Below are 20,373 nucleotides of genomic sequence, written 5' to 3' on the forward strand. Positions count from 1 at the left end.
TCATGCCTCCAATTTGCTGGGCGCGTCCGCAGCGCGGAGCGGCCGTCTGACGCGTTGCGGAGCAAAGCGGGCGCTCAGCGAGCCAAGCGCCTGCTCCAGCAAACCCGCGAGCCCCTTGGGAAGGAAACGCACGACCAGGATGAAGAATCCGCCGAGGAGCAGCAGCCATGTCGCCAGGAACTGGTCGCCGAGATAGCTTTGGCCGCCCTGGATGATGAAGGCGCCGAGCATAGACCCGATCAGCGAAAAACGGCCGCCTATGCCGGCCCAGATGACCATTCCGATGCTGAAATTCACGTCGAGCTGAGCCGGAGAAACATATTGCACCAGCATCACCGAGCAGCAGCCCGCGATCGCCGCGATGAGGCCGGACAGCGCATAGATCACAGTCTCGTAGGAGGCGACGTTATAGCCAAGAAAGCGGACGCGCTCGGGATCACTGCGCAGCGACTGTGTCACAAGCCCGAATTTGCTTTGCGTCAGCAGCTTGCCGCCGACCGTCGTCAGCAACAAAAACCCATAGACGATCCAGTAGCTGACGGCGCTGTAGGGATCGATGTCAGCGCCAAAAATCTTGAGCGGCGCCGGCGGCGTTATGCCATTCGCCCCGTTTGTATAGGGCTGAACGTCAAGGATCAGGGTGTAGAGCGCACTGAGCATGGCGAGCGTCATGATTGCGATGAAAGGACCCGATACTCTTGCGCGGAACATCAGGCTGCCGAAAAAGACGTAGAAAAGGGTCGGCACCACCAGGGCGAGAATAATTCCGAAAGTCGTACTCTGGAAAGGGATCCAAAGCGCAGGCAAATGGTCGAGGCTATTGTTGAGCATGAAGGGCGGCATCGGATTGGCCGCGTCCTGCGACTGCATCTGCATCGTCATCGCCATGCCATAGGCGGCTAGCCCGAACGCAATACCCTGTCCGAGATTGAGAATGCCGCCAAAGCCCCAGCCGAGGCTGATGGATACGGCAAGCATGCCATAGACGCCGTAAGTCGCGAACTGATTGAGCAGAAACGAGTCGCTGACGGTCAACGGAATGATCGCGAGAAGAACGAATAGCAGCGCATAGACAAACCATTGCGCGGTCTTGTTGTAGTATAGATTTGGCATAATATTATTTCCTGCCTGCGCTTATCTGGGCCAGCCTGTTCGCTGAACGTTAGCGGCGTGCTTTCGCCGGAGCGAACAATCCCGCTGGGCGGAAGCGAAGGAAAACGACGATCAGCAGGTAGAGGATAAATCGTGCGAAAGTGTCGCTAGTGGCGTAAGCGAAGATCGATTGCAGTTCGCCGGTGAGGCCAGAGGCGACGACGCTGCCGATGATCGTTCCGCCGCCGACGACCACAACGAGAAAAGCCTGCACGACGTAAGCCGTTCCCATGGTTGGCAACACGATAGCCAGTACGCCGAACAGAGAGCCCGCGAGGCCCGCAAGGCCCGCGCCGATAGCAAAGGTCACCATATAGACCCGGTCGGCGTTGATTCCGAAAGACGCCGCCATTTCCTTGTTCTGCATGACCGCGCGCACCTGCATTCCGAACCGCGTGCGGTAGAAGAGAAACACCGTCGCGGCGACGAGCGCGATGGTCAGGGCGAAAATGAAGATGCGCAGCACGGAGAGATTGACGAAGCCGATTTGAACATTGCTTTGGAACATCTCGGGCACGGCGATGTATTTTGGGTCGCTGCCGAAGATCAGGCGGACGACTTGCGTCAGCACAAGCGAAACGCCCCATGTCGCCAGCAGCGTGTCGAGAGGCCGCTTATAGAGGTAGCGGATCAGCCCCCGCTCCAGGAGCAGTCCGATCAAACCGACGATCACGAAGGACGCCGGTATGCAGAGCAGAAACGGAAGGCCGACGGATGATTGCAGGGCGTATGATGTGTAGGCGCCGAGCATGATGAACTCCCCGTGCGCCATATTGATCACGCCGATCGTCCCGTAGATGATCGCAAGTCCGAGCGCAGCAATGAGCCAGATGCTGGCGATGCTGAGACCCAGGATCAGCGAATTCAAAATTGGGATTAGGTCGGCGGATAGGAAATGTCCTGTCATCAGTCGTCTCCGATTGCGTTCGCCGTGCGGGCGGCGAACGCAGGTTGGCGAGAATGCAATGGGCCGCCGGGGCCGGATCGTGGCGATTTGAGCCTGATCACATCGAGCTCATAGGCCACCTCCGCTCCTCCCGGTCGAAATACAACGTCGATCCGGAGCGCGCGCCGCGCTTCAAATGACGCCCTGGCTCAGATCACATTGGCGCGGATCTTTCCGTCCGGCGCCTTGAGGCCCGTGGGCGTGCAGACGCCGACGTCCGGGTAGATCGAATAGGGATCAGGCGCGACCTGCGCGTCCGCCTGTTTGACGATCTTGAAGCTGCCGTCAGCCTGGCATTGGCCGATTTTCGGCTTGAGCCATGTGTTGAAATTCTGGTCGTCGATCCAGATGAGGCCTTCAGGGGAGACGCCATCCTCGACCCTGACGCCGCCGCTGGCGTCGCGGATCATCTTCGAGGTTATCCCATCAATGCCGCCGGCCTTCTTGGCCGCGGCCTCAAGGCCATATTTGAAGACATAGGCCGAAATGTAGGTCTCCTCCATGTTGTAGTGGGTCACTCCGTTCTTGCCGTATTTGCTCTTCAAAAAACCTTCGACGAATTTGTGATTGGTGGGATTGTCGAGCGCCTGGAAATAGGGCGCGGACAGGAAGTGACCGGCGCCGAATTCATTCCCCATTGCCCTTGTTTCGATCTCCCCGGTCGTGAGGGAGGCGATCGGCATTGAGTCGACCTTGAAGCCTTCCTGCTTGAACTGCTTGTGGAAAGCGATGTCAGAGGCGCCGACGACAGTCGAGAAGATGAAATCCGGCTTTGCGTCACGGATCTTGTTCAGGATCGGCCCAAATTCGGAGCTGCCGAGCGGGATATATTCTTCGCCGACCAGTTCGCCGCCGGCGGCGTTCAGCCAGACCTTCGCATTCTTGTTGGATTCCTTCGGCCAGACGTAGTTCGAGCCGACGAAGAAGACCTTCTTCCCGAAATTCTTGACCATGAAGGGAATGAGGTCTTTCGAATGCTGATTGGCGAGCGGACCCGTGCAGATATCGTTCTGACTGCACTCGGCTCCCTCATAACAGGTCGGGTAGTAAAGCAGACTGTTCTGCGACATGACCGTCGGCAGGATCGCCTTGCGGCTCGCCGAGGTGTAACAGCCGAAAATCGCGATGACCTTGTTGCGTAGGATCAGCTCTTTGGTCTTCTCCGAATACACATTGAAATCCGATTTCGCGTCGACGATGACCGGCTCGATTTCGTGTCCGGCTACGCCGCCGCTCTTGTTTATCTCATCGATGGCGTATTGCATGACGAGCGTGGAATCCTCCTCCGGCACGGCAAGGCCGCCGGTCAGCGAAAAGAGGAGCCCGACCTTGATGGGCTCGCCCTTTTTGAGGGTCGCGCCCCAAGCATCGCCCGCCATCGGGATCCAGATGTTCGGCGCAGCAATGGCGGCGGCTGCCAGTGACGTGGTCTTGAGGAATTTGCGGCGAGACTGATCCATAGGATCTCCCAATGGCTACGAAATGCGCACACTGCTCAATTTTTCACTTGCAGTGAACATATTTGCTTTATAGGAAAACCTAGACCTTTCGTCAATACTTTTTCCTGGAATTAGATCATTTTCCGGATCTTACGATTAGCGTATTCCGTCAAAAATAATCTACACACCCGCCGGTCGCTTCTTTGCACGCCTAATATTCATCTAGCTCTATTGATTAGGCGTATTGCACGTTCTATAGGCGCCTGCTGCAACGGCGCGCTTGAGCCGGCTTGGGCGGACACGTACTCTTTGCAAAAAAACAGCCGACGAGCGCGCGCTCGCCGGCTGATTAGTTTCACCTGAGAAATTAGAGGGCGATCAGGTCGGAGCGGCGATGCCAAGGAGAACGCCAAGCGGAACAACAAAGGTTCCGCCAATATAGACGCCGTCCTTGGGGCGTGTGACCGTGCTCGGGTTCCAGAAGCTGTTGGGGTTGATTACATACTGAAAGACCGGCTCGAAGGCCATGCCTGCAGGGAGCGCGAGGTGAGCATTCGCCTCGATGACATATTTGTTCCGATTGAACGGAGCCCCTGTGCCGCCGGCGACGAAATTGGCCGCGGAGAGATACGCGTTATAATTTGGGTTGAGTTGCTCCCAGTTGAATTTGATACCGAAATTGTCGCCCGGCCTGCCGGCGAATGGCGAACTGAGCTTTGCGCCGACGTAAACGCTGCTGGAAACCGGCACTGTCGAATCGAGGGCGAAGCCGGCGCTGCCGTAGAGCGAAATAGCGGTTGGAGTTAGATTCTTCTCAGTTCCACCATCGGCCCGCCAGACAACCTGGTCACCCTGAAGGACCACGCCGGACGTTCCGTTCTTGGTGTTGGTCACGCCAAACGCCGTCGCGACATTATTATCGACATGGCTCTGCGAATTATAGAAGCCGGTGAACGAATAAGTGCCCGGGTATGGGTTGGTTGCAAAGGTGGTCTTCCAGCCGATCTCGCCCATGGCGATCACGCCCTGCGGATCTTCCTGGTTGAACCACCTGTAACCCGTCTGATAATTCGTTCCAGGGCTCCCGGAAAACACGCCGGCCTCGGCGTAGACCGGCCCGTCGAACTTGTAGCTCACATTGCCGCCCCACACGCCGCGCTGCGGTGAGGTCCAGCCCGCATTAAGATAGAGAATGTCCTGGAAGCAGCTGTTGATGGAATTACAGTTGGGCAGAGCGTAATAGCGGTCCGGATGGGTCTTGCCGATTTCGATGTCGAGATGATCATCGAAGAGCTTCTGCTCCAGGGTCATGATGGACAACCAAGCACTCGCCGGCGTGTAGGGAGGTTGATAGCCAACGAGACTATCGCCAATCTGCGGCGCGAGATTCAGGTTTTCGACGATGCCGAAGAACGTGTTCTCATAATGAAGCGAGGTTCCTTGCAGGCCCATGATTTTGCCGAGATCCGCGTCGCCGCCCACAATGAAGTAGGCGGAGTTCGAATAGCGGCCCGTCACCAGTCCGGCGCTTGGGTTGCCCTGAACGAAGTCCAGCGCGAGCGCATGAAACGTGTAGCCTTCCGCCGCCAGAGGGGCGAAAATCGAGGCCAGAGGCCCATTGAACCCTGGCTTGACAACCGGCTTCTCGAGACCAACCACGAGATTGGGATTGACGTCCTGCGGATTCGCGCCGGGCGCCGCCTGACCGACTCCCTCCTGAGCCAACGCGCCCGACGCCAAACCCAAAAAGGCCGCGGCGGTCAATCCAGCGACGACGCCTGAGCGCCCCCGTCGTTTATGCGCCGGCGCGGCGGCCTCCGACTTTCGCGTCAACGTCGGCGGAGACGATCCGCCAGAAGCAGTTGTATTCGACATTCTCTACTCCTGAAATTAGCCGGACCGAGATCTCATCCCGATCCGTTAGCCAGCTCGCATCCGAGTCTGGACTCGGCTTCGCAACCCCATCGCTGGGAAATTCATTCACCAAAGCGCGGCAAAGCCGCATCGCTCATGCAGTTCGCCGGAGCCGGAAGTCGCTCAATATCCACCGCGCATCTCGTTTGAAGAGACATCACAGCTATAGGCGCGCCCTTGTCTCGCAGGCCGATCGACAGCTCAATTTAAACTCAGCGAGCCCCCCGATTCCTAGTCAAAACATCTACTCTTTACTGACCCTTATATTCCTAGCCTTTCTGTCTGATACGTCTAAGGCTTGATGTACGAAGCGGAGACTGTCAATGTCCGAATAAACAAATATTCCTAAGAGTGATATTTTCGCATCATTTATTGTTCGAGAGCAAAGCAGAAACCGTGCCGTTCGATTGGACCTTCCGCCTACTCGCGGGGCGGAGGATGAGTTGGCGCATCTGCTTATTTGCCGGGCGCTGGCGAAGCTTGATCGTCCGTCAAACCGGACCGCCTTGCGCCGCCGCTTCGGACGGAAAACGTAAGACTTGGCTTGATGAGAAAATCGCAATTTATGTCTCGGCCCTTTGGATCTTCAGACCGGATCGAAGGCCGCCCTTTGAAATCCGGCGGGGATTGACGCGCCCCATTCATCAGGGCCTGCGCGGGCTTGTGAGATCATCAGCCAGCTTTGGGGAAAAGCGTTCGGTTAAACGCAGTGGCCGGCGCCTGCCGACAAACGGCTGCCCAAGTTTATCGCAATTGCTTAAATTGATGCATTTCCCTCAGCGCGGCGCATCATGTTCGCGACCGTGTGAAGATGGGCGCATCGGGGCGCGCCGCCGTTCAGGAATCGGGCGATATCCATGGGGGCGCGACGAAGCGCTCCGTATTATAAGGTTCGGGAGCGATGAGCGCCAAAGCCCCCTTCTTCCAGTCCTGGATCTGATAAAAAAGATGCGGCAGCCCGAGGGAAGGATCATGGACATAGTCGGGATAGGGCGCGGCGGCCTGCCAGTCGGGATGATACCGGATGATGCCGGCGACGCTGCGATAGATCGTCTCGCGGAGGGCGCGGGCGACTGCGCGGTTCTGATCGAACGCGCCGGGGGCGCCGGCGCCGCCGGCGATGCAGGCTGCAATCGCATAATGATGGACAGCGCTATAGGACTGACAGCCGACCTGCGGCGTCGAGCCCTCGCCAAACCGTTGGATGTAGCGCCGCGCGAAGCGTTGGCCGATGTCATCGCGCAACAGGCCGATGACGGTGCTGACGATGACGCCCACGGCCTTGTCCTGCGCGATGTCGACAAAGGACTGATGCATCGCGCCATATTGCAGATAGACGATGCTGTTGGTCGGCTGCTCCATGAACTGGAGCTGGAAGGAGGCGAGGTCGCCGGCGTAGAAATGCGTATTGGCGATGACCGCGGGTTTGACGGCGCGCACCTGCGCCAGAACGTCGCGCCAGTCGGTGGTCGGCGTCGCGACGATATGGGGGCCGAAGGCGAGTTTCCAGCCAAACTGCGCCGCCGCCGCCGCCATGGCGTTGGCGATAACGATGCTATAGGGCTTTGATCCGGAAATGATCGCGATGCGGTTCGATTGAGGCTTCCATTGTCCGCTGTCGCGCAGCCATGAAATGAATTTGATGAAGCCCTGGCCGTACCAATAGTCAGCTGGGTCCCCCATGAAGCAACCGAAATAGCGATCCGGATCGCTGAGGATCGTATCGTGGTGCTGCAAGAGCGTATTGTGATGAATATAGATGATGCCTGCGTCGGCGATCGGTTCATATTCGGAATTCTGCGGCCCGATATTGTAGCCGTTGATGATCGCATGGACGTTGTGAAGCTCGATCAGCTTTCGCGCCGCGGCGACAACCTCATCCGCGCTCTGATGCTTGGTGTCGACGAACACCGGACTGAGCGGCCGCCCATAGATGCCGCCGCGCGCATTGACCTCCTCGACGGCAAGCATGACTCCCTTGCGGAATTCGGCGCCGTCGGCCGCGGAGGGCCCGGAGAGAGGCACCATGCTGCCGATCGGTATTGGTGCGCCTTGAGGTGATGTTGACATGGCTTTGACGACCGTTGGCTACGACTGCGATCCTGGGCGCTCAGCAAGGTTGCGCTGGCGCGCCAATCCGACCTTGCCTCGCATTTTTTGATTTGGCGTCATCTTCATCCGAACGCCGGCGTCCAGTTTTCGGAAACAGCGCTTAGATCAGGCCGGGTTCGAAGAGAAGATTGTGCATGAGAACGCGAAGGCGGGGTGGACTGACGGGCTTGATGAGCACGGGAAAGCCCTCCGCCTTCACCTGCGCGATCACACGCGGATCCGTATCAGCGGTAACGATGATGCCCGGCACTGGCCTGCCGAGGATCTCGCGGGCGGCGCGGATGATCGAGGTGCCATATTGGCCGCGCAGATTGTAATCGGCGATGATGAGCTTTGGATCGAGGTTTTCCTCATGCAGCAGGCGTAGCGCCTGGGCCTTGCCTTCGACGGCGTGAACGTCGACGCCCCAGCGCTCCAGCAGCTCCTTCATGGCCCGGCGCAGCACGTCGTCGTCCTCGATGAGAAGCGTCGATACGCCGACGAACTCGCCGCCGAGCATCTCGCTGATTTCCGGTTCGCCGATGGCGCTGTGCCAAACATTGCCGAGCGGAACAACCACCGCGAACACGGTTCCGCGACCGGGAATGGAGCGCACCGTCACTTCATGTTTCAGGAGAATGGCGAGGCGCTTCACGATGTTCAGTCCGAGCCCGAGGCCCATCTTCTTCGCTCGCGTCGCGTCCGGCGCCTTGTAGAACTCATCGAAGATGCGCGGCAAATGCTCGGCCTCGACGCCGCGGCCGGTATCCCAGACCTCAATGCGCAACGAGCGCCCGACATGCCGGCAGCCGACGACGATTCCGCCATAATCAGTGTAGCGGATGGCGTTGGCGACGAAATTGCTAAGAATGCGCTCGAGCAGCGCCTTGTCCGAGGTCACGGCGCCTCGGGGCGCGACGAAGCGGAGGTCGAGCGCCTTCTCGGCCGCAAGATGCCGGAACTGAACGTCAAGACGCTGGAAGAGATCGACAAGCTGGAAAGTCGTCACGCGCGGTAGAATCTGGCCAGCGTCAAGCTGTCCGATCTGCAGCAGGGAGCCGAGCAAATCCTCCATGATTGAGACGGCGATCTCCATCACGTGGAGCATGTCGTCGCGCCGGCTCTTATCCTCCTCGCTCATGCAATTATAGATTAGGATTCGCAAAGTGGCGAGAGGTTGCCGGAGATCGTGGTTCGCCGCGCGCAGGAACCGCGATTTCGCCTGATCCGTCGTCTCCGCCTGTTCCTTCGCCTGCCGCAGAGCGCGTTCGTTCTGTTTCGCCTTCGAGATGTCATGGATGGTGAGGGCCATGCCGCCGCCGGCGATAGGCTTCTGCACGACGTCAAGGGTTCGCCCGTCAGCCAGGGCGACCTCGCTTTGTTTGTCGGCCCCGAACTCGGCGTCCTCGCCGGCGATCCATGCGTCGCTTAAGACGGGAAGGAGCCATTCGTTCGACCGCGCGACGCGGCGCAGATAATCAGCGAACAGGATGCCGCTGCCCAGCACCTCACCGCCTGAACCGAATGAGTCGCAGAACGGCCGGTTTGCGTAGCGCAGACGCCGATCGCTCCCCCAAATTGCGATTCCCGTCGCAATGGCGTCGAGGCCGCCGGCGAGCGCGTCAGAGGCGGCTTGCTGCGCGTCCTTCTCAACCTGCGACGCCGCGTCGACCCTCACTCCACCCGTCCCTTCAGCGTTCGCTCAACTTCGCGTCATTGACCACATTGACAGCGTAGTGGATCGTCGCCGAGCGATCCTCAAGCCCGAGTTTCTTCATCATATTGCCAAGGTGCACGCGAACCGTATGGCTCGTCAGGCTGAGATCGCAGGCGATCCGCTTGACCGAATAGCCTTTTCCGAGCAGCGAAAGGACGTCACGCTCCCGATTGGTGAGCAGATCGACGCTGGGCTCCCCCGCCGCATCCGGCGCCGCGCGCTGCGCCCCGTTCGAGGATTGTTTGATAATCCGGCGCGGAAATGAGACTTCGCCCGCGAGAACGCGTTCGAATGCGCGCTCGACCTCGGCGCCGCTGGCCGACTTCGGGATATAGCCGATAACGCCCTGCTCGACCGAACGAATGACGTGCTCGACATCCTCATGCACTGAAACGACGACGATCGGCACCTCGGGAAACTCGGTTCTCAGCCTATGCAGGCCCGTGAATGCGTCAAAACCGGGCATGATGAGATCGACAAGCAAGAGGTCCATGTCGGGATGCTCGCGCAAGGTCGTGATCGCTTCGTCGAAGGTCGCAGCTTCGAAGACGGCGAGCTGCTTTTGCAGACGTTGCATGACCTGTTTCAGTGATTCTCTCACGACCCAGTGATCGTCAGCGATCAGAACTTTCATCTTATAGGTCTCAAAGGCGCTCAAAGCTGGGGCGCGGAGCCGAAGACGACAAAGGCGTGCGACTCACCGCATCATTTGCGCGCTGAACGTTGTGGTTTCTATCATAGCAGGCCGCGACCGAAAAGCGCGCTCGAGGCCCTCGGCGAACATAGGTCCCAGCCATAAAAAGACTAAAAACCGGCTGACCCAAAAGCGTAATCTGTCCAAACATCTAGGCATTCCAACTAGACACATGTGGCGAGGCGCGTCCAGCCAAATCCCGAATCCCCATCGAACGTCGGATGAATTTTAGGCACACTGGCGCACATTGCGGCTATCATTGCTTCATAAGAAATATTTTTCATCACTACGCAAGCTTTTGCTTGACGCTGCAAGCGCCAGCCACTTAACATCCTAGACGAAACAGCAACAACATACAATCAGCATTAGGACATATTGGCTAGCTCCGGGCCGGCCTCCCAAAAAGAGGAAGCGCGCGCACGCCACAAACAAACATTCCACAAGAGGGGTAGGGATATGGTTCGAAAGATCAATCGGAGAGAGGTCGTACTCAGCGCAGCCGCGGGGGCGGCGGCGACGATATTTCCCGCTCCTTATATTTCCAAAGGCTTCGCGCTCGACTCGAAGCCGATCGTACTGGGCGTGCCGACCTCACAAACCGCGGCGGCCGGCGTCGCCGACGATCTCGACCATCTCAACGGCACGACTCTCGCGATGGAGGAGATCAACGCCGCCGGAGGCATTCTCGGTCGCCCGCTGAAGCTCTTCGTCACGGACGTCGACAAGCTCTCTCCCGAAAGCTGCCAGCAGGCCATCGCAGCCTGCGTTGACGCAAAGGTGGATGCGATCTCCAACGCTTTCCTCTTCGTTCCAATCCCTGCGATGGACGCCTCGGCCAAATACAAATGCCCCTACCTGCAGGGCAACACGCAGCGCGCCGCCACCGAGGCGTTCAAGGCCAATCCCACGAAATACAGCCATATCTTCCAGACCGATCCGTCGGAAGTTCACTACGGCTACACCTATCCGGTCTGGCTCAAGGCCATGGAGGACTCCGGCGCCTGGAAGCCAAAGAATCGCAAGGTCCACATTGTTCAGGAGCAGGTCGCCTACTGCCAGACCATCTCCAAGGCGGCGCAGCAGGCGCTGAAGAACAGCAACTTTGAGCTCGCCGCGGTCACGGACATTCAATTTCCGGTGCAGGACTGGAGTCCCGTCATCGAAAAGCTCAAGCAGACCGACGCGGGTGCGATCATGATCGACCATTGGGTCGCGGCCGAATATGCAGCTTTCTGCAAGCAATTCGTCGCCGATCCGGTGAAGGACTCGCTCGTCTATCTGCAATATGGCCCCTCCCAACCGGAATTCCTGACGCTCGCCGGCGAAGCCGCCAATGGCTTTTGCTGGAGCACCGTGCTCGGCGTCTACGCCGATGAACGCGGCAACGCCTTCCGCGCCAAATACAAGAAGCGCTTTCCCGGCGTCATGGGGCTCGTCTACACCGGCAACGGCTATGACATCGCGCATTATCTGAAAGCCGCATGGGAGGCGACGGGAGATCCCTCGAACTTCAAGGCGGTGTGCGACTGGGTGCGCGCCAACCCCTATCGCGGCGTCTGCGGCTACATGGACATGCGCAACGAATATCAGGAAGCCGCCCACTATCCGGACGACGGACATCCCGTCTCGGCGTCAGAGCTCGAAAAGGGCATGAGCCAGCTCTACGTCCAGGTTCAGAACGCCGAGCACAAGATCATCTATCCCTACGACATCAAGCAATCGAAACTGCAGCCGGCGCCATGGTGGGGATGACAATGGCGCTATCCGGCGCAGGCAACGCGGGCGCCCCGCTTTTTGCATGCCGGAACATCCATCTCGATCTCGGCGGGCGGCAGATTCTTCACGGCGTCAGCCTCGACGTGCGCCGTGGTGAAGTGCTCGGCGTCATAGGCCCGAACGGAGCCGGCAAGACCAGCCTGTTTGAAGTCTTGTCCGGCCGTATCCAGCCAAAGAGCGGCGAGGTTCTGTTCAAGGGCGAGAACATCACGCGCCTGCCGTTGCACGCACGCGCGCGGCTTGGCGTCGGGCGGACCTACCAGACGCCTGTCGTGCCAGACGAACTCACCGTCGGCGAGACGTTCAAAGCGGCGCGTCAGGCCTATAAGCCATATCTCACTCGCTTCGACGCCGAATATGGCGCCGAACTTGTCGGCCTGCGCGTATGCGATGACGAGCCAACGTCTCAACTCGAAACGCTGAACCGCCGCAAGCTTCTCCTCGCCTGTCTGTTGATGCGCCGCCCTCCCCTCCTCTTGATGGATGAGCCAGCCGCGGGACTGATTAATTCGGAAGTCGACGAGATCGATCACCTGATCCGCCTTCTCTCCAAGGAAATGGAGGTTGCAATTATCATCGTCGAACACCGCATCGAGCTTCTGGAAACCATCGCCGACCGCGTGATGGTGATGGACGCCGGAGAGATCATTTCGCAAGGCTCGCTCAAGGACATCCTCGCTGATCCGCGCGTGCACGCAGCCTATTTCGAAAATGTCGAAGAGGGAGCGCTGGAATGAGGCGCGATGCGACCCCATGATAGAGAAACGCGAGGTGTTGAACGTCAAGGGTCTATCCGCCGGCTACGGGCCGATGCGGGTCATCCATGATCTCGATTTCATCATCTACTCCGGCGAGCGCGTCGGACTTGTTGGCCTCAACGGTCACGGCAAATCGACGCTTTTCTACGCGATCGCGGGACTGACCGGATGGCAGCGCGGCTCCATCCGTTTGAATGGCGCGGAAGTCGGCCGGACGCGAAGCCAGGGACCCGGCCGCTACACCCATCTCGTCGTGCGGCAGGGCCTCGCCCTGATCCCGCAAGGCGACGAAATCTTTCACGGCCTGTCGGTTGAGGATCACCTCGATTCCGGCGCCTTCACGCCGCGCGCCTGGAAGGAACGGGGAGAGAGAAAGAAACGCATCCTCGAAATCTTTCCGCCGCTCAAAAAGCTGATGCGCGTTCCTGTCGGACGCCTTTCAGGCGGCGAGCGGCGCATGGTGTCGATCGGCCGCGGCCTGATGGCCGAGGCCTCGCTGTTTCTCGTCGACGAACCGTCGCTGGGTCTTGCGCCAAAAATCGGCAAAGGCGTGATGGACGCGTTGATGAGCGTCGATCTCGGCGCGTCCGCCATGGTGATCGCCGAACAGAATGTCGCGCTGCTCGAAGGCCGCGTCGATCGCATCATAGGCATGCATGTCGGAAAACTGAAGGGAGAGGCTTCGGCCACTTTCGGATTCCAGACCAAGCGGGAGCTTTGATCTCAGCATGGATTTTGGCTTCATCCTCATCAACGCCATCGTCCTCGCATGCATCTATGGCACGCTTGCGATCGGCATATCGATCACATGGTCGAGCGTCGGCCTCATCAACCTCGCCTATGGCTTCATCTTCGCTGCGGCCGGCTATGGCGCATGGCTCTGCGCGCAATATGTTTCAACCTATGGCGCCGTCGTGCTGATCGCCGGCATATTGACTGGCGCCGCCGCGGGACTGCTCGTCTGCGCGCTCGCCTTCATCCCTATACATGACAAGCCTAATTTCACCGTGCGCGGCTTGATCGCGACGCTTGCCATCAATCTCATCGGGACGCAGTCGCTGATGTGGTGGTTTGGGCCGCGCGCTAAAAACTTGCCTGAGATCTTCGGCTCCTGGAAGATCCGTTTCGGCCATGTGGTGCTAACCGCGGATAAGGTCGGCAACATCCTCACCTCGATCATCGTTGTCGCGGCTGTCCTGCAATGGATGCGCTCGAGCCGGCGCGGCCTCGAAATTCGCGCCATGATGATGAATCCGCACGCGGCCGCAATCGTCGGCATCGGAGTGAGGCGCACCGGCTTCTACGTCATGGCGATCACGGGAGGACTTGCAGGGCTCGCCGCCGTCCTGCTGTCTCAGACCTATTACATTTCGCCGTTCGGGGGCCTGACGCCGATGATCAAGGGCGTCAGCATCGCGCTTTGCGGCGGTCTTGGAAGCGTCCGCGGCGCCGTCATCGCGGCCATCCTTCTTGGCCTCAACGAAGCGTTCACCAGCGTCGCTCTTGGCGGCCAATATGTACTGATCACCCAGTTCATCCTCATCATCCTGATTCTGCTGGTTCGCCCCCGCGGCATCGCCGGCATCCTCGACAAAGCGCGGGAAGCTTGAACACATGACCAATTCCTGGCGCAATCCGCTTTATCTTTGGGACGTCGAAAACGCCGTCGAGGAATTGCCGACGGGCGAGTACGTCAGCCCTCAAGACATTTGGGACAAGACGCGGCGCTCGAAGGTTCCGATGCTCCCGGTCGGGCGGCTGCGCTACTACTACAAATGGCCAGGTCACGGCGGCGCCTTGTGGGGCCGCCTGCGCTATTGGCCGACGCGGCGCCGCATGCTGAACATTCGCGGCGAGTACAATGCAAAGACGATGCGTCGAGAAAAGACCATCGTCGACAAGCGCCCCATCTGGTGGCTGCTTGGTCTTGTGGCGTTTGCGCTGGCGCCCCTCGTCATACCCGGAGACATGGCCAACACGCTGCTGACAGCCGGCGCGACCTTCGCCATTTACGCCGCGATCAATCTATGCTGGATGCTGATTATCGGCACCGCGGGAATCTATTCGCTGGCGACCTACGCCGTCGTCGGCGCGGCCGCCTTCGGCTCGGCATATCTCTCCATCCAGTACGGCGCGCCCTGGTACGCACTGCCCTTTATCGGGGCTGTGATTGGGCTGGTCGCCGGCCTGTTCATCGCAATCCCGGCCATACGGCTCGACGGATTCTATTACGCGCTGCTCACCATCGGCCTCAATGAGCTGTGCCGTGTCTACACATTGCAGTCCAAGCTGTTTGGATCCTCCACCGGAGGCCTCTACGGCGCAGACACCTACATCCCGCAGAATTGGAATCAACAAAGCCAATCCCTGCTCGCCTATTACGTCTGCTTCATTTTGATGATCATGGCGCTCTGCCTCTATCGTCTGATCAACGGCAGGCGGATTGGACGGATCCTGCGAATGGCGCCGGAGAAGCGAGAGGCCTTCGCCGAGGCGACCGGCGTCGACTATCGCCGGGCCCGGATCCAGGTATTCGTCATATCCTCGATCGCGCTCGGCTTCATCGGCGGCTTTTACTCAGCGCATTACCGCGGCGTGGCCTTTTCGATCTTCAGTTTTGACACGGTTCTGCTTGGTCTCGCGATGCTGGTCATCGGCGGCCTCGGGCGCGCCGAAGGCGCCGTCGTCGGCACCGCGATCGTCGTGTTTCTCGACAAGGTTTTGATCTTTTTAGGTCCGATCCGACTGCTCATCATCGGCCTCATCATGCTCGGCGCCGTGCTGTTTCTGCGCGGCGGCCTGTTTGGGATAAAGGCCCAGTTCCGCGCCTGGCGCGACAAGAAGAAAAGCGAAAGGCGTTCGACGCGCGCCGAGAAAGGAGGCGAGATGTTGCCCGAGGAAGCCACAGAGACGAAGAACAAAGATCTGCTGTACTGGCGCCGCTACGACAAAATGCAGCGCGACTATCTGAAGGCGTTGATTTCGCCCGAGCTCATCGCGGAGCACGAGCGCAGCCCCCTCGGCCAGCATAGCGAGGCGCTTGAACGTCTTCTGCTCTACTTCCGTCGCGCGCCTCAGGCGGACAAATATGCGATCACAGTCGTCGAGCCATTCAAAGCCTACCGCATCGTCGCTCTCTCCGGACATCGCGGCGTCGCCCCCCGCGTCGTGGAGGACAAGATCTACGCCTCTCAGAATGACGCCTATCATGGCGTGTTTTTGCGTCGCGTGCAGGATTTGCTCGAATCCTGACGCGTCATCGCCCCTTCGGCTGTCCGCCTGATTGAGACAAGCGAGGCCTCGCTTTATCCCAATCAAATCACGCGCGCCGCCCTTTGAAACTCGTTTCGGATTGCCCCATGGCTCAGGTCAAACTTTTCGGTTACGCAAACAAGATCAGCATCAAGCCTGGCGAAACAATCGACATTCATGTCAACGCCGACGGCGCGACGACGGCGAGCGCTCAGCTGGTCCGTCTGATCCACGGCGATGAGCACCCGGATGGGCCGGGCTTCGTTGAGGAAGAGATTTCCTGCGAGGCCAATGGCGAGTGGCAGGTCAAGAAACAATACACGCAGATCGGCTCGTTTCTCGAAGTCGCCGATCCACAAAAGCGCCTCGCGGTCGAGGGCAGCCTCACGCTCTACGCCTTTATCTTGCCGAGCCTGCCCGAAGCGGGGCTGAGGCAGTGTCTTCTCGGACGATGGGATAACGTCAAGAACTTCGGCTATTGCCTCGGAATCAATCAAAAAGGCCATCTCGAATTCTGGGTTGGACAAGGCGACGAGGTCGACTACGTGGAGACCGAAGCGCCGCTCATTCCCAAGATGTGGTATTTCGTCGCCGCGACCCTCGATGCTGCGACCGGACGCGCGACGATCCATCAGGAAAGCGTCGCCAACCGCTACAACAGCCTGCTCGGCAAGGTCTGTCCGATCGACTACCGCTCGCATGTGTCGGAGGCTTTTCGCTTTCGCCAGAAGCATCTGCCCGATACGCCGTTTCTGATCGCAGGCTCGCGGGACTGGCATGAGACACGAGGCCATTTCGTCTCACAGACCTATTGCGGAAAGATTGACCGGCCGGGTGTTCACGCTCGCGTCCTCACATGGCATGAACTGGGGACGATCATGAGCGGCGCCCTGCCCCCGCCCGACGGCATGGCCGCCTATTGGGACACGACCATCGGCTATACGGAACACGGAATCGGCGATATCGTCCATGACGCCGGGCCCTACCATCTCGACGCCAAAGGCTACAATCGCCCGGTAAGGGGCCAAACCGGATGGAACTGGAATGGCCGCAACGACTGCTTCCGCCTCGCGCCGCATGAATATGGCGGGGTCGAATTTCATTACGACGCGATGATCGATTCGAATTGGCAGGTTACCCGCAGCGTCGAATTGCCGGCGGGCCTCAAGAGCGGCGCTTACGCGATCAGACTTCGGGCTGGCCCCGGCACGGGGCTCGGCGAAGAACATGTCGTCTTTTTCGTGCGGCCCACAACACCCAGGGCGCGTCTTGCCCTGCTATTCCCGACAGCAAGCTATCTCGCCTACGCCAACGAGCATTTGAGCTTCGACGCGCAGATCATTCAGCCGATGACGGGACAGCCGCCGATCGTCTCGGAAATCGACATAGAGATGTACAAGAACTGGGAGTTCGGCCTCTCGACCTATGACGCCTGGGCTGACGGCAATGGCGTCTGCTATTCGTCCTATCATCGTCCCCTTGTCAACATGCGGCCGAAACATCGTATATCGAGCATGGGCGTGACCTGGCAGTTCCCGGCTGATCTGTCGATCGTCGCATGGCTCGAGCACAAGGGCTACGACTATGAGGTGTTGACCGACGAAGACCTGCATCGCGAAGGCGTCGACGCCATCGCACCCTACACATGCGTGATGAGCGGCACCCACCCGGAATATTACTCGGAGAAGATGCTCGACGCGACGGAGGATTACATCGCGGAGGGCGGCCGATACATCTACATGGGCGGGAACGGATATTACTGGAACGTCGCTTTCGGGGACGATGATCCCTCGACCATGGAGGTGCGCAAGCTTGATTCCGGCATGCGCGCCTGGAGCGCGCGGCCCGGCGAACATTATCTTGCGACGACCGGCCAGAAGAGCGGACTTTGGAAAAATCTCGGGCGCCCCCCGCAAAAATGCCTCGGCGTCGGCTTCATCGGAGAAGGCTTTGAGACGAGCAGGCCCTATCGGCGCATGCCGGACAGTTATCATCGCACCGTGTCGTGGATGATGAAGGGCGTCGAGGGCGAAATCCTCGGCGACAGCGGCCTTGCCTACGGCGGAGCGGCGGGCCTTGAGCTTGACCGATACGACCTCCAGTACGGCACGCCGCCGCACGCGAAAATCATTGCATCCTCCGGGGGGCACAGCGACAATTATATGCTCTCCATCGAGGAAATCCTCTACCCCTATCCCGGCCTCGCCGGGTCGCAGGATTATCGGATCCGCGCGGATATGGTCTATTTCAACGCGCCCAACAATGGCGCGGTATTCTCGTCTGGGTCCATTGCTTTCGGCCAGGCGCTTCCTACGAAGAATTTTCAGAACAATATATCAATTATGCTGGGCAATATCGTCGACGCTTTCATCAAGCCTGGAATGCTCCCGGGCTGCCTTTGGGTCAACGAGGAGAAGCAGTGGAAGTAGAAAGATCGTTCACGCACGCGGACGCAGCGGAGTCGAAAGAGGCGCGAGCCTGTCGCGCCTCTTTCCAGCTTCCATCTCAAAGGCCTGTTCTTGCCCCTGAGGGCCTCGGCGCGGGCATCGCGCCCGGATGGCGGGGATAATCAATAGACCTGATAGGGCCCGCGCGCCGGGGCCATGGGCGTGAATTGCTGGCCCTGATTGGCATTGTAAGCCGGCTGTCCGGACACTCCGGCCGAGCGGCCTGTCTGAACGCTCGTTTCAACAGCAGAGCTTGAAGCCCCATGATTTGAGGACGCCTGCTTTGCCTCGGCAATTCCCGCGGTCGCCGCGGCCAGCGCCCCCACGAGCGCTAATTGAAGGATTTTCATGTCATAAACTCCAGTTTCGATGGCTGGTCGGGTTTTTCCCAACTCATGCCCGGTTATTTAAGCCCGGAGTCGGCGTCGCGCTAGTATCTCGATCAGCGTCTCAGAATTTCGGCGGCGACAACAATTATTGATGCATCTTAAGGCCAAGTCTTCGTCAGGACGGGCCGCGGTTTGAGAAGCTAGCGCTGAATCAACGTCTTGCGCGCCAATGTGGCAACTTTTCGGATCGCGCCGGTTTTGCGTAAGGGGCCGACGATCGCTTTTTGCCAGAGAGCCGAAGCGTCCGCGCTCAATACCGCGGCACAAGGTGAGACTCGGGCTTTGCCATCATAATCAACATGGCCGGCATCGGCTTCCGCGGGCGTCGCAGCCGCCGGTGAACGCGGATCCCGACCAGTCAGCGTTCGCGCAGCCTTCTCGTCTTGCCCACGTTGGAGCACACGGCCGCTTTGAAAGAGGCGCCCCGGCCGCCTTCGTCCGGTGCGCGCCCGAGATCACTTAGCCGCCGTGCCCGGCTCGGGATTGGCGACGATGGCCGGGGGCTCGTAGGCGAGGCCATAGCGCGCGAATATCCTTTCGATCGATCCGTCCTCCACCATTTGACCAAGGATCTCATTGATGCGCGCGACCGTCGCGGCGTTGGTGCGGCGCAGCCCCATCGACACCTGAAAGTTGAAGCCCGGATCGAGCTTCACCGCTTCGTCAACCCGCAGCGGCGCCCCGGCGTCCCGGCGCATGCGCCACTGATAGGCGGGGAGAGGAACGATCCCAGCGTCGGCTTCGCCCTTTGCAACCGCGTCCAGGATCTCGTCATTCGTCAGAAAGCGAACCCAGAGCGGAAAGCCGGCCGCGTTCAACACATGCCTCGCCCATGATGTGGCGAGGACTGCGATATGGCCCGTCCGGAATTCGTCCAGCTCCTTGACGGGCGGATGGTCCTTGGCCAGGACCAGCACCGATCGAACCGCCATATAGGGGATGGTCAAGCGAATAGGATCGTCGCCAGGAAGATTGGCGACCGCCGGAATGAGGTCGCAATCCGTCTTGCGGACATATTCGGCGGAGAACAACCATGTATATTTCGCCTCGACGCCGAGACGCTCCGCGATTGCGGCCCCAAGATCAAGGAAAACGCCGCCCGGCTTCGCCTGAGCGCTGGAGAACGGCAGATTGTCTTCCTGCACACAGATGTTGAGGCTCTTCGCGTCCAATATTTCGTCAAGCGGGCGCGCCGAGGCTGGCGCGCCAGCGCCGACGAGCGCGGAAAGGCTTAAGGCCAACCCAAGCGCCAGCGCCCTATTGCGTTTTGGCCTCCGGCGCGGGCTTCGCCTGCAAAGACAGAACATAGGCGACAAGCTTCCAGATCGTCGGCTCATCAAGAGAGTCCTTCCATGTTGGCATGACCAGAGACCCTGCCCGTTTTCCATTCGAGATTGTCGTAAACAGATAGTCTTGCGTCAGATCCGTCCGCCCGGAGATCGGCCCGGCTTTTCCTCCGCTGCCCGCATTGCCGTGACAGTAGACGCATGTCTGCGCGAATTGGACCCGGCCCTCATCAATGATCTGTGGATCGGTGAGATTGAAAGGCGGCGTCGGCGAGCTATCTTCGGCGACGGCCGCCGTCGCGCTCAGGCAGCCGGCAAACACAACGCCGAAGAAACCAGCGCGGGACAACAATGAATGTGCTCTTTCGCTTAATCGGTAGGCCATTAGCTCCTCTTGCTCAATTACCCGGCCGCCGGATCGGCGACTTATTTGGACGGCTCAAGTTTTCGACTTCCTGATCACAGAAGCAAACCCCTTTGCAGGCCGGCGCCGCACGTCCAAACTCTTTGGC

The 20,373-nt window shown here is 59.4% G+C and carries 16 protein-coding genes; 6 read left to right on the forward strand and 10 right to left on the reverse strand.

The window, feature by feature from the left end:
• The 7 genes from SIN04_RS10185 to SIN04_RS10215 all read right to left on the reverse strand — a co-directional run bounded on the left by SIN04_RS10185 (position 1) and on the right by SIN04_RS10215 (position 9,893).
• The gene (locus SIN04_RS10185; RefSeq protein WP_134488847.1) at positions 1-1,113 is read right to left on the reverse strand and encodes an ABC transporter permease subunit; all 1,113 of its coding nucleotides are present in this window, start codon (positions 1,111-1,113) and stop codon (positions 1-3) included.
• A 49-nt stretch (positions 1,114-1,162) separates the two neighbouring features.
• Entirely contained in the window at positions 1,163-2,059 is an 897-nt protein-coding gene (gene urtB, locus SIN04_RS10190; RefSeq protein ID WP_134488849.1) for an urea ABC transporter permease subunit UrtB, read from the reverse strand.
• Between the two features lie 188 nt (positions 2,060-2,247).
• The gene (locus SIN04_RS10195; protein ID WP_134488851.1) at positions 2,248-3,558 is read right to left on the reverse strand and encodes a transporter substrate-binding domain-containing protein; all 1,311 of its coding nucleotides are present in this window, start codon (positions 3,556-3,558) and stop codon (positions 2,248-2,250) included.
• Positions 3,559-3,915: 357 nt separating this feature from the next.
• Positions 3,916-5,412: a carbohydrate porin gene (locus SIN04_RS10200; protein ID WP_341264418.1), complete on the reverse strand. Its 1,497-nt coding sequence runs from the start codon at positions 5,410-5,412 to the stop codon at positions 3,916-3,918.
• 876 nt (positions 5,413-6,288) lie between these two features.
• Complete coding sequence (locus SIN04_RS10205) at positions 6,289-7,479, reverse strand: ABC transporter substrate-binding protein (RefSeq protein ID WP_244605761.1); 1,191 nt, start codon at positions 7,477-7,479, stop codon at positions 6,289-6,291.
• A 184-nt stretch (positions 7,480-7,663) separates the two neighbouring features.
• Entirely contained in the window at positions 7,664-9,220 is a 1,557-nt protein-coding gene (locus SIN04_RS10210; protein ID WP_341264419.1) for a hybrid sensor histidine kinase/response regulator, read from the reverse strand.
• A 13-nt stretch (positions 9,221-9,233) separates the two neighbouring features.
• Complete coding sequence (locus tag SIN04_RS10215; RefSeq protein ID WP_134488857.1) at positions 9,234-9,893, reverse strand: response regulator; 660 nt, start codon at positions 9,891-9,893, stop codon at positions 9,234-9,236.
• 516 nt (positions 9,894-10,409) lie between these two features.
• On the opposite strand from SIN04_RS10215, the gene SIN04_RS10220 reads away from it, so the two are divergent.
• The 6 genes from SIN04_RS10220 to SIN04_RS10245 all read left to right on the forward strand — a co-directional run bounded on the left by SIN04_RS10220 (position 10,410) and on the right by SIN04_RS10245 (position 18,168).
• A complete protein-coding gene (locus SIN04_RS10220; RefSeq protein WP_174511173.1) occupies positions 10,410-11,705 on the forward strand; it encodes an ABC transporter substrate-binding protein in 1,296 nt (431 codons plus the stop codon).
• Positions 11,693-12,466, forward strand: coding sequence for an ABC transporter ATP-binding protein (locus SIN04_RS10225; protein ID WP_244605763.1), 774 nt, complete (start codon positions 11,693-11,695; stop codon positions 12,464-12,466). Before SIN04_RS10220 ends, SIN04_RS10225 begins: the two co-directional genes overlap by 13 nt.
• A 16-nt stretch (positions 12,467-12,482) precedes the next feature.
• Entirely contained in the window at positions 12,483-13,208 is a 726-nt protein-coding gene (locus SIN04_RS10230; RefSeq protein WP_134488862.1) for an ABC transporter ATP-binding protein, read from the forward strand.
• Between the two features lie 7 nt (positions 13,209-13,215).
• Positions 13,216-14,097, forward strand: coding sequence for a branched-chain amino acid ABC transporter permease (locus tag SIN04_RS10235; RefSeq protein ID WP_134488864.1), 882 nt, complete (start codon positions 13,216-13,218; stop codon positions 14,095-14,097).
• A gap of 4 nt (positions 14,098-14,101) precedes the next feature.
• Complete coding sequence (locus SIN04_RS10240) at positions 14,102-15,739, forward strand: branched-chain amino acid ABC transporter permease (RefSeq protein ID WP_134488866.1); 1,638 nt, start codon at positions 14,102-14,104, stop codon at positions 15,737-15,739.
• Between the two features lie 107 nt (positions 15,740-15,846).
• The gene (locus SIN04_RS10245; protein ID WP_341264420.1) at positions 15,847-18,168 is read left to right on the forward strand and encodes a N,N-dimethylformamidase beta subunit family domain-containing protein; all 2,322 of its coding nucleotides are present in this window, start codon (positions 15,847-15,849) and stop codon (positions 18,166-18,168) included.
• 140 nt (positions 18,169-18,308) lie between these two features.
• On the opposite strand, the gene SIN04_RS10250 is transcribed toward SIN04_RS10245, so the two are convergent.
• The 3 genes from SIN04_RS10250 to SIN04_RS10260 form a co-directional block, all read right to left on the reverse strand.
• Positions 18,309-18,536: a hypothetical protein gene (locus SIN04_RS10250; protein ID WP_134488868.1), complete on the reverse strand. Its 228-nt coding sequence runs from the start codon at positions 18,534-18,536 to the stop codon at positions 18,309-18,311.
• A 494-nt stretch (positions 18,537-19,030) separates the two neighbouring features.
• The gene (locus tag SIN04_RS10255; protein ID WP_166795898.1) at positions 19,031-19,816 is read right to left on the reverse strand and encodes a substrate-binding periplasmic protein; all 786 of its coding nucleotides are present in this window, start codon (positions 19,814-19,816) and stop codon (positions 19,031-19,033) included.
• A 16-nt stretch (positions 19,817-19,832) separates the two neighbouring features.
• On the reverse strand, positions 19,833-20,213 hold the full coding sequence (locus tag SIN04_RS10260) for a c-type cytochrome (protein ID WP_166795899.1): 381 nt from the start codon (positions 20,211-20,213) through the stop codon (positions 19,833-19,835).
• Between the last annotated feature and the right edge of the window lie 160 nt (positions 20,214-20,373).

The sequence above is a fragment of the Methylocella tundrae genome, from assembly GCF_038024855.1.
GTDB lineage: Bacteria > Pseudomonadota > Alphaproteobacteria > Rhizobiales > Beijerinckiaceae > Methylocapsa > Methylocapsa tundrae.

Coding starts and splice junctions, on each gene's coding strand:
- SIN04_RS10185 (WP_134488847.1), bottom strand. CDS start 1,113: ATGCCAAATCTATACTACAACAAGACCGCGCAATGGTTTGTCTATGCG.
- urtB (WP_134488849.1), bottom strand. CDS start 2,059: ATGACAGGACATTTCCTATCCGCCGACCTAATCCCAATTTTGAATTCG.
- SIN04_RS10195 (WP_134488851.1), bottom strand. CDS start 3,558: ATGGATCAGTCTCGCCGCAAATTCCTCAAGACCACGTCACTGGCAGCC.
- SIN04_RS10200 (WP_341264418.1), bottom strand. CDS start 5,412: ATGTCGAATACAACTGCTTCTGGCGGATCGTCTCCGCCGACGTTGACG.
- SIN04_RS10205 (WP_244605761.1), bottom strand. CDS start 7,479: ATGGTGCCTCTCTCCGGGCCCTCCGCGGCCGACGGCGCCGAATTCCGC.
- SIN04_RS10215 (WP_134488857.1), bottom strand. CDS start 9,893: ATGAAAGTTCTGATCGCTGACGATCACTGGGTCGTGAGAGAATCACTG.
- SIN04_RS10220 (WP_174511173.1), top strand. CDS start 10,410: ATGGTTCGAAAGATCAATCGGAGAGAGGTCGTACTCAGCGCAGCCGCG.
- SIN04_RS10225 (WP_244605763.1), top strand. CDS start 11,693: ATGGTGGGGATGACAATGGCGCTATCCGGCGCAGGCAACGCGGGCGCC.
- SIN04_RS10230 (WP_134488862.1), top strand. CDS start 12,483: ATGATAGAGAAACGCGAGGTGTTGAACGTCAAGGGTCTATCCGCCGGC.
- SIN04_RS10235 (WP_134488864.1), top strand. CDS start 13,216: ATGGATTTTGGCTTCATCCTCATCAACGCCATCGTCCTCGCATGCATC.
- SIN04_RS10240 (WP_134488866.1), top strand. CDS start 14,102: ATGACCAATTCCTGGCGCAATCCGCTTTATCTTTGGGACGTCGAAAAC.
- SIN04_RS10245 (WP_341264420.1), top strand. CDS start 15,847: ATGGCTCAGGTCAAACTTTTCGGTTACGCAAACAAGATCAGCATCAAG.
- SIN04_RS10250 (WP_134488868.1), bottom strand. CDS start 18,536: ATGAAAATCCTTCAATTAGCGCTCGTGGGGGCGCTGGCCGCGGCGACC.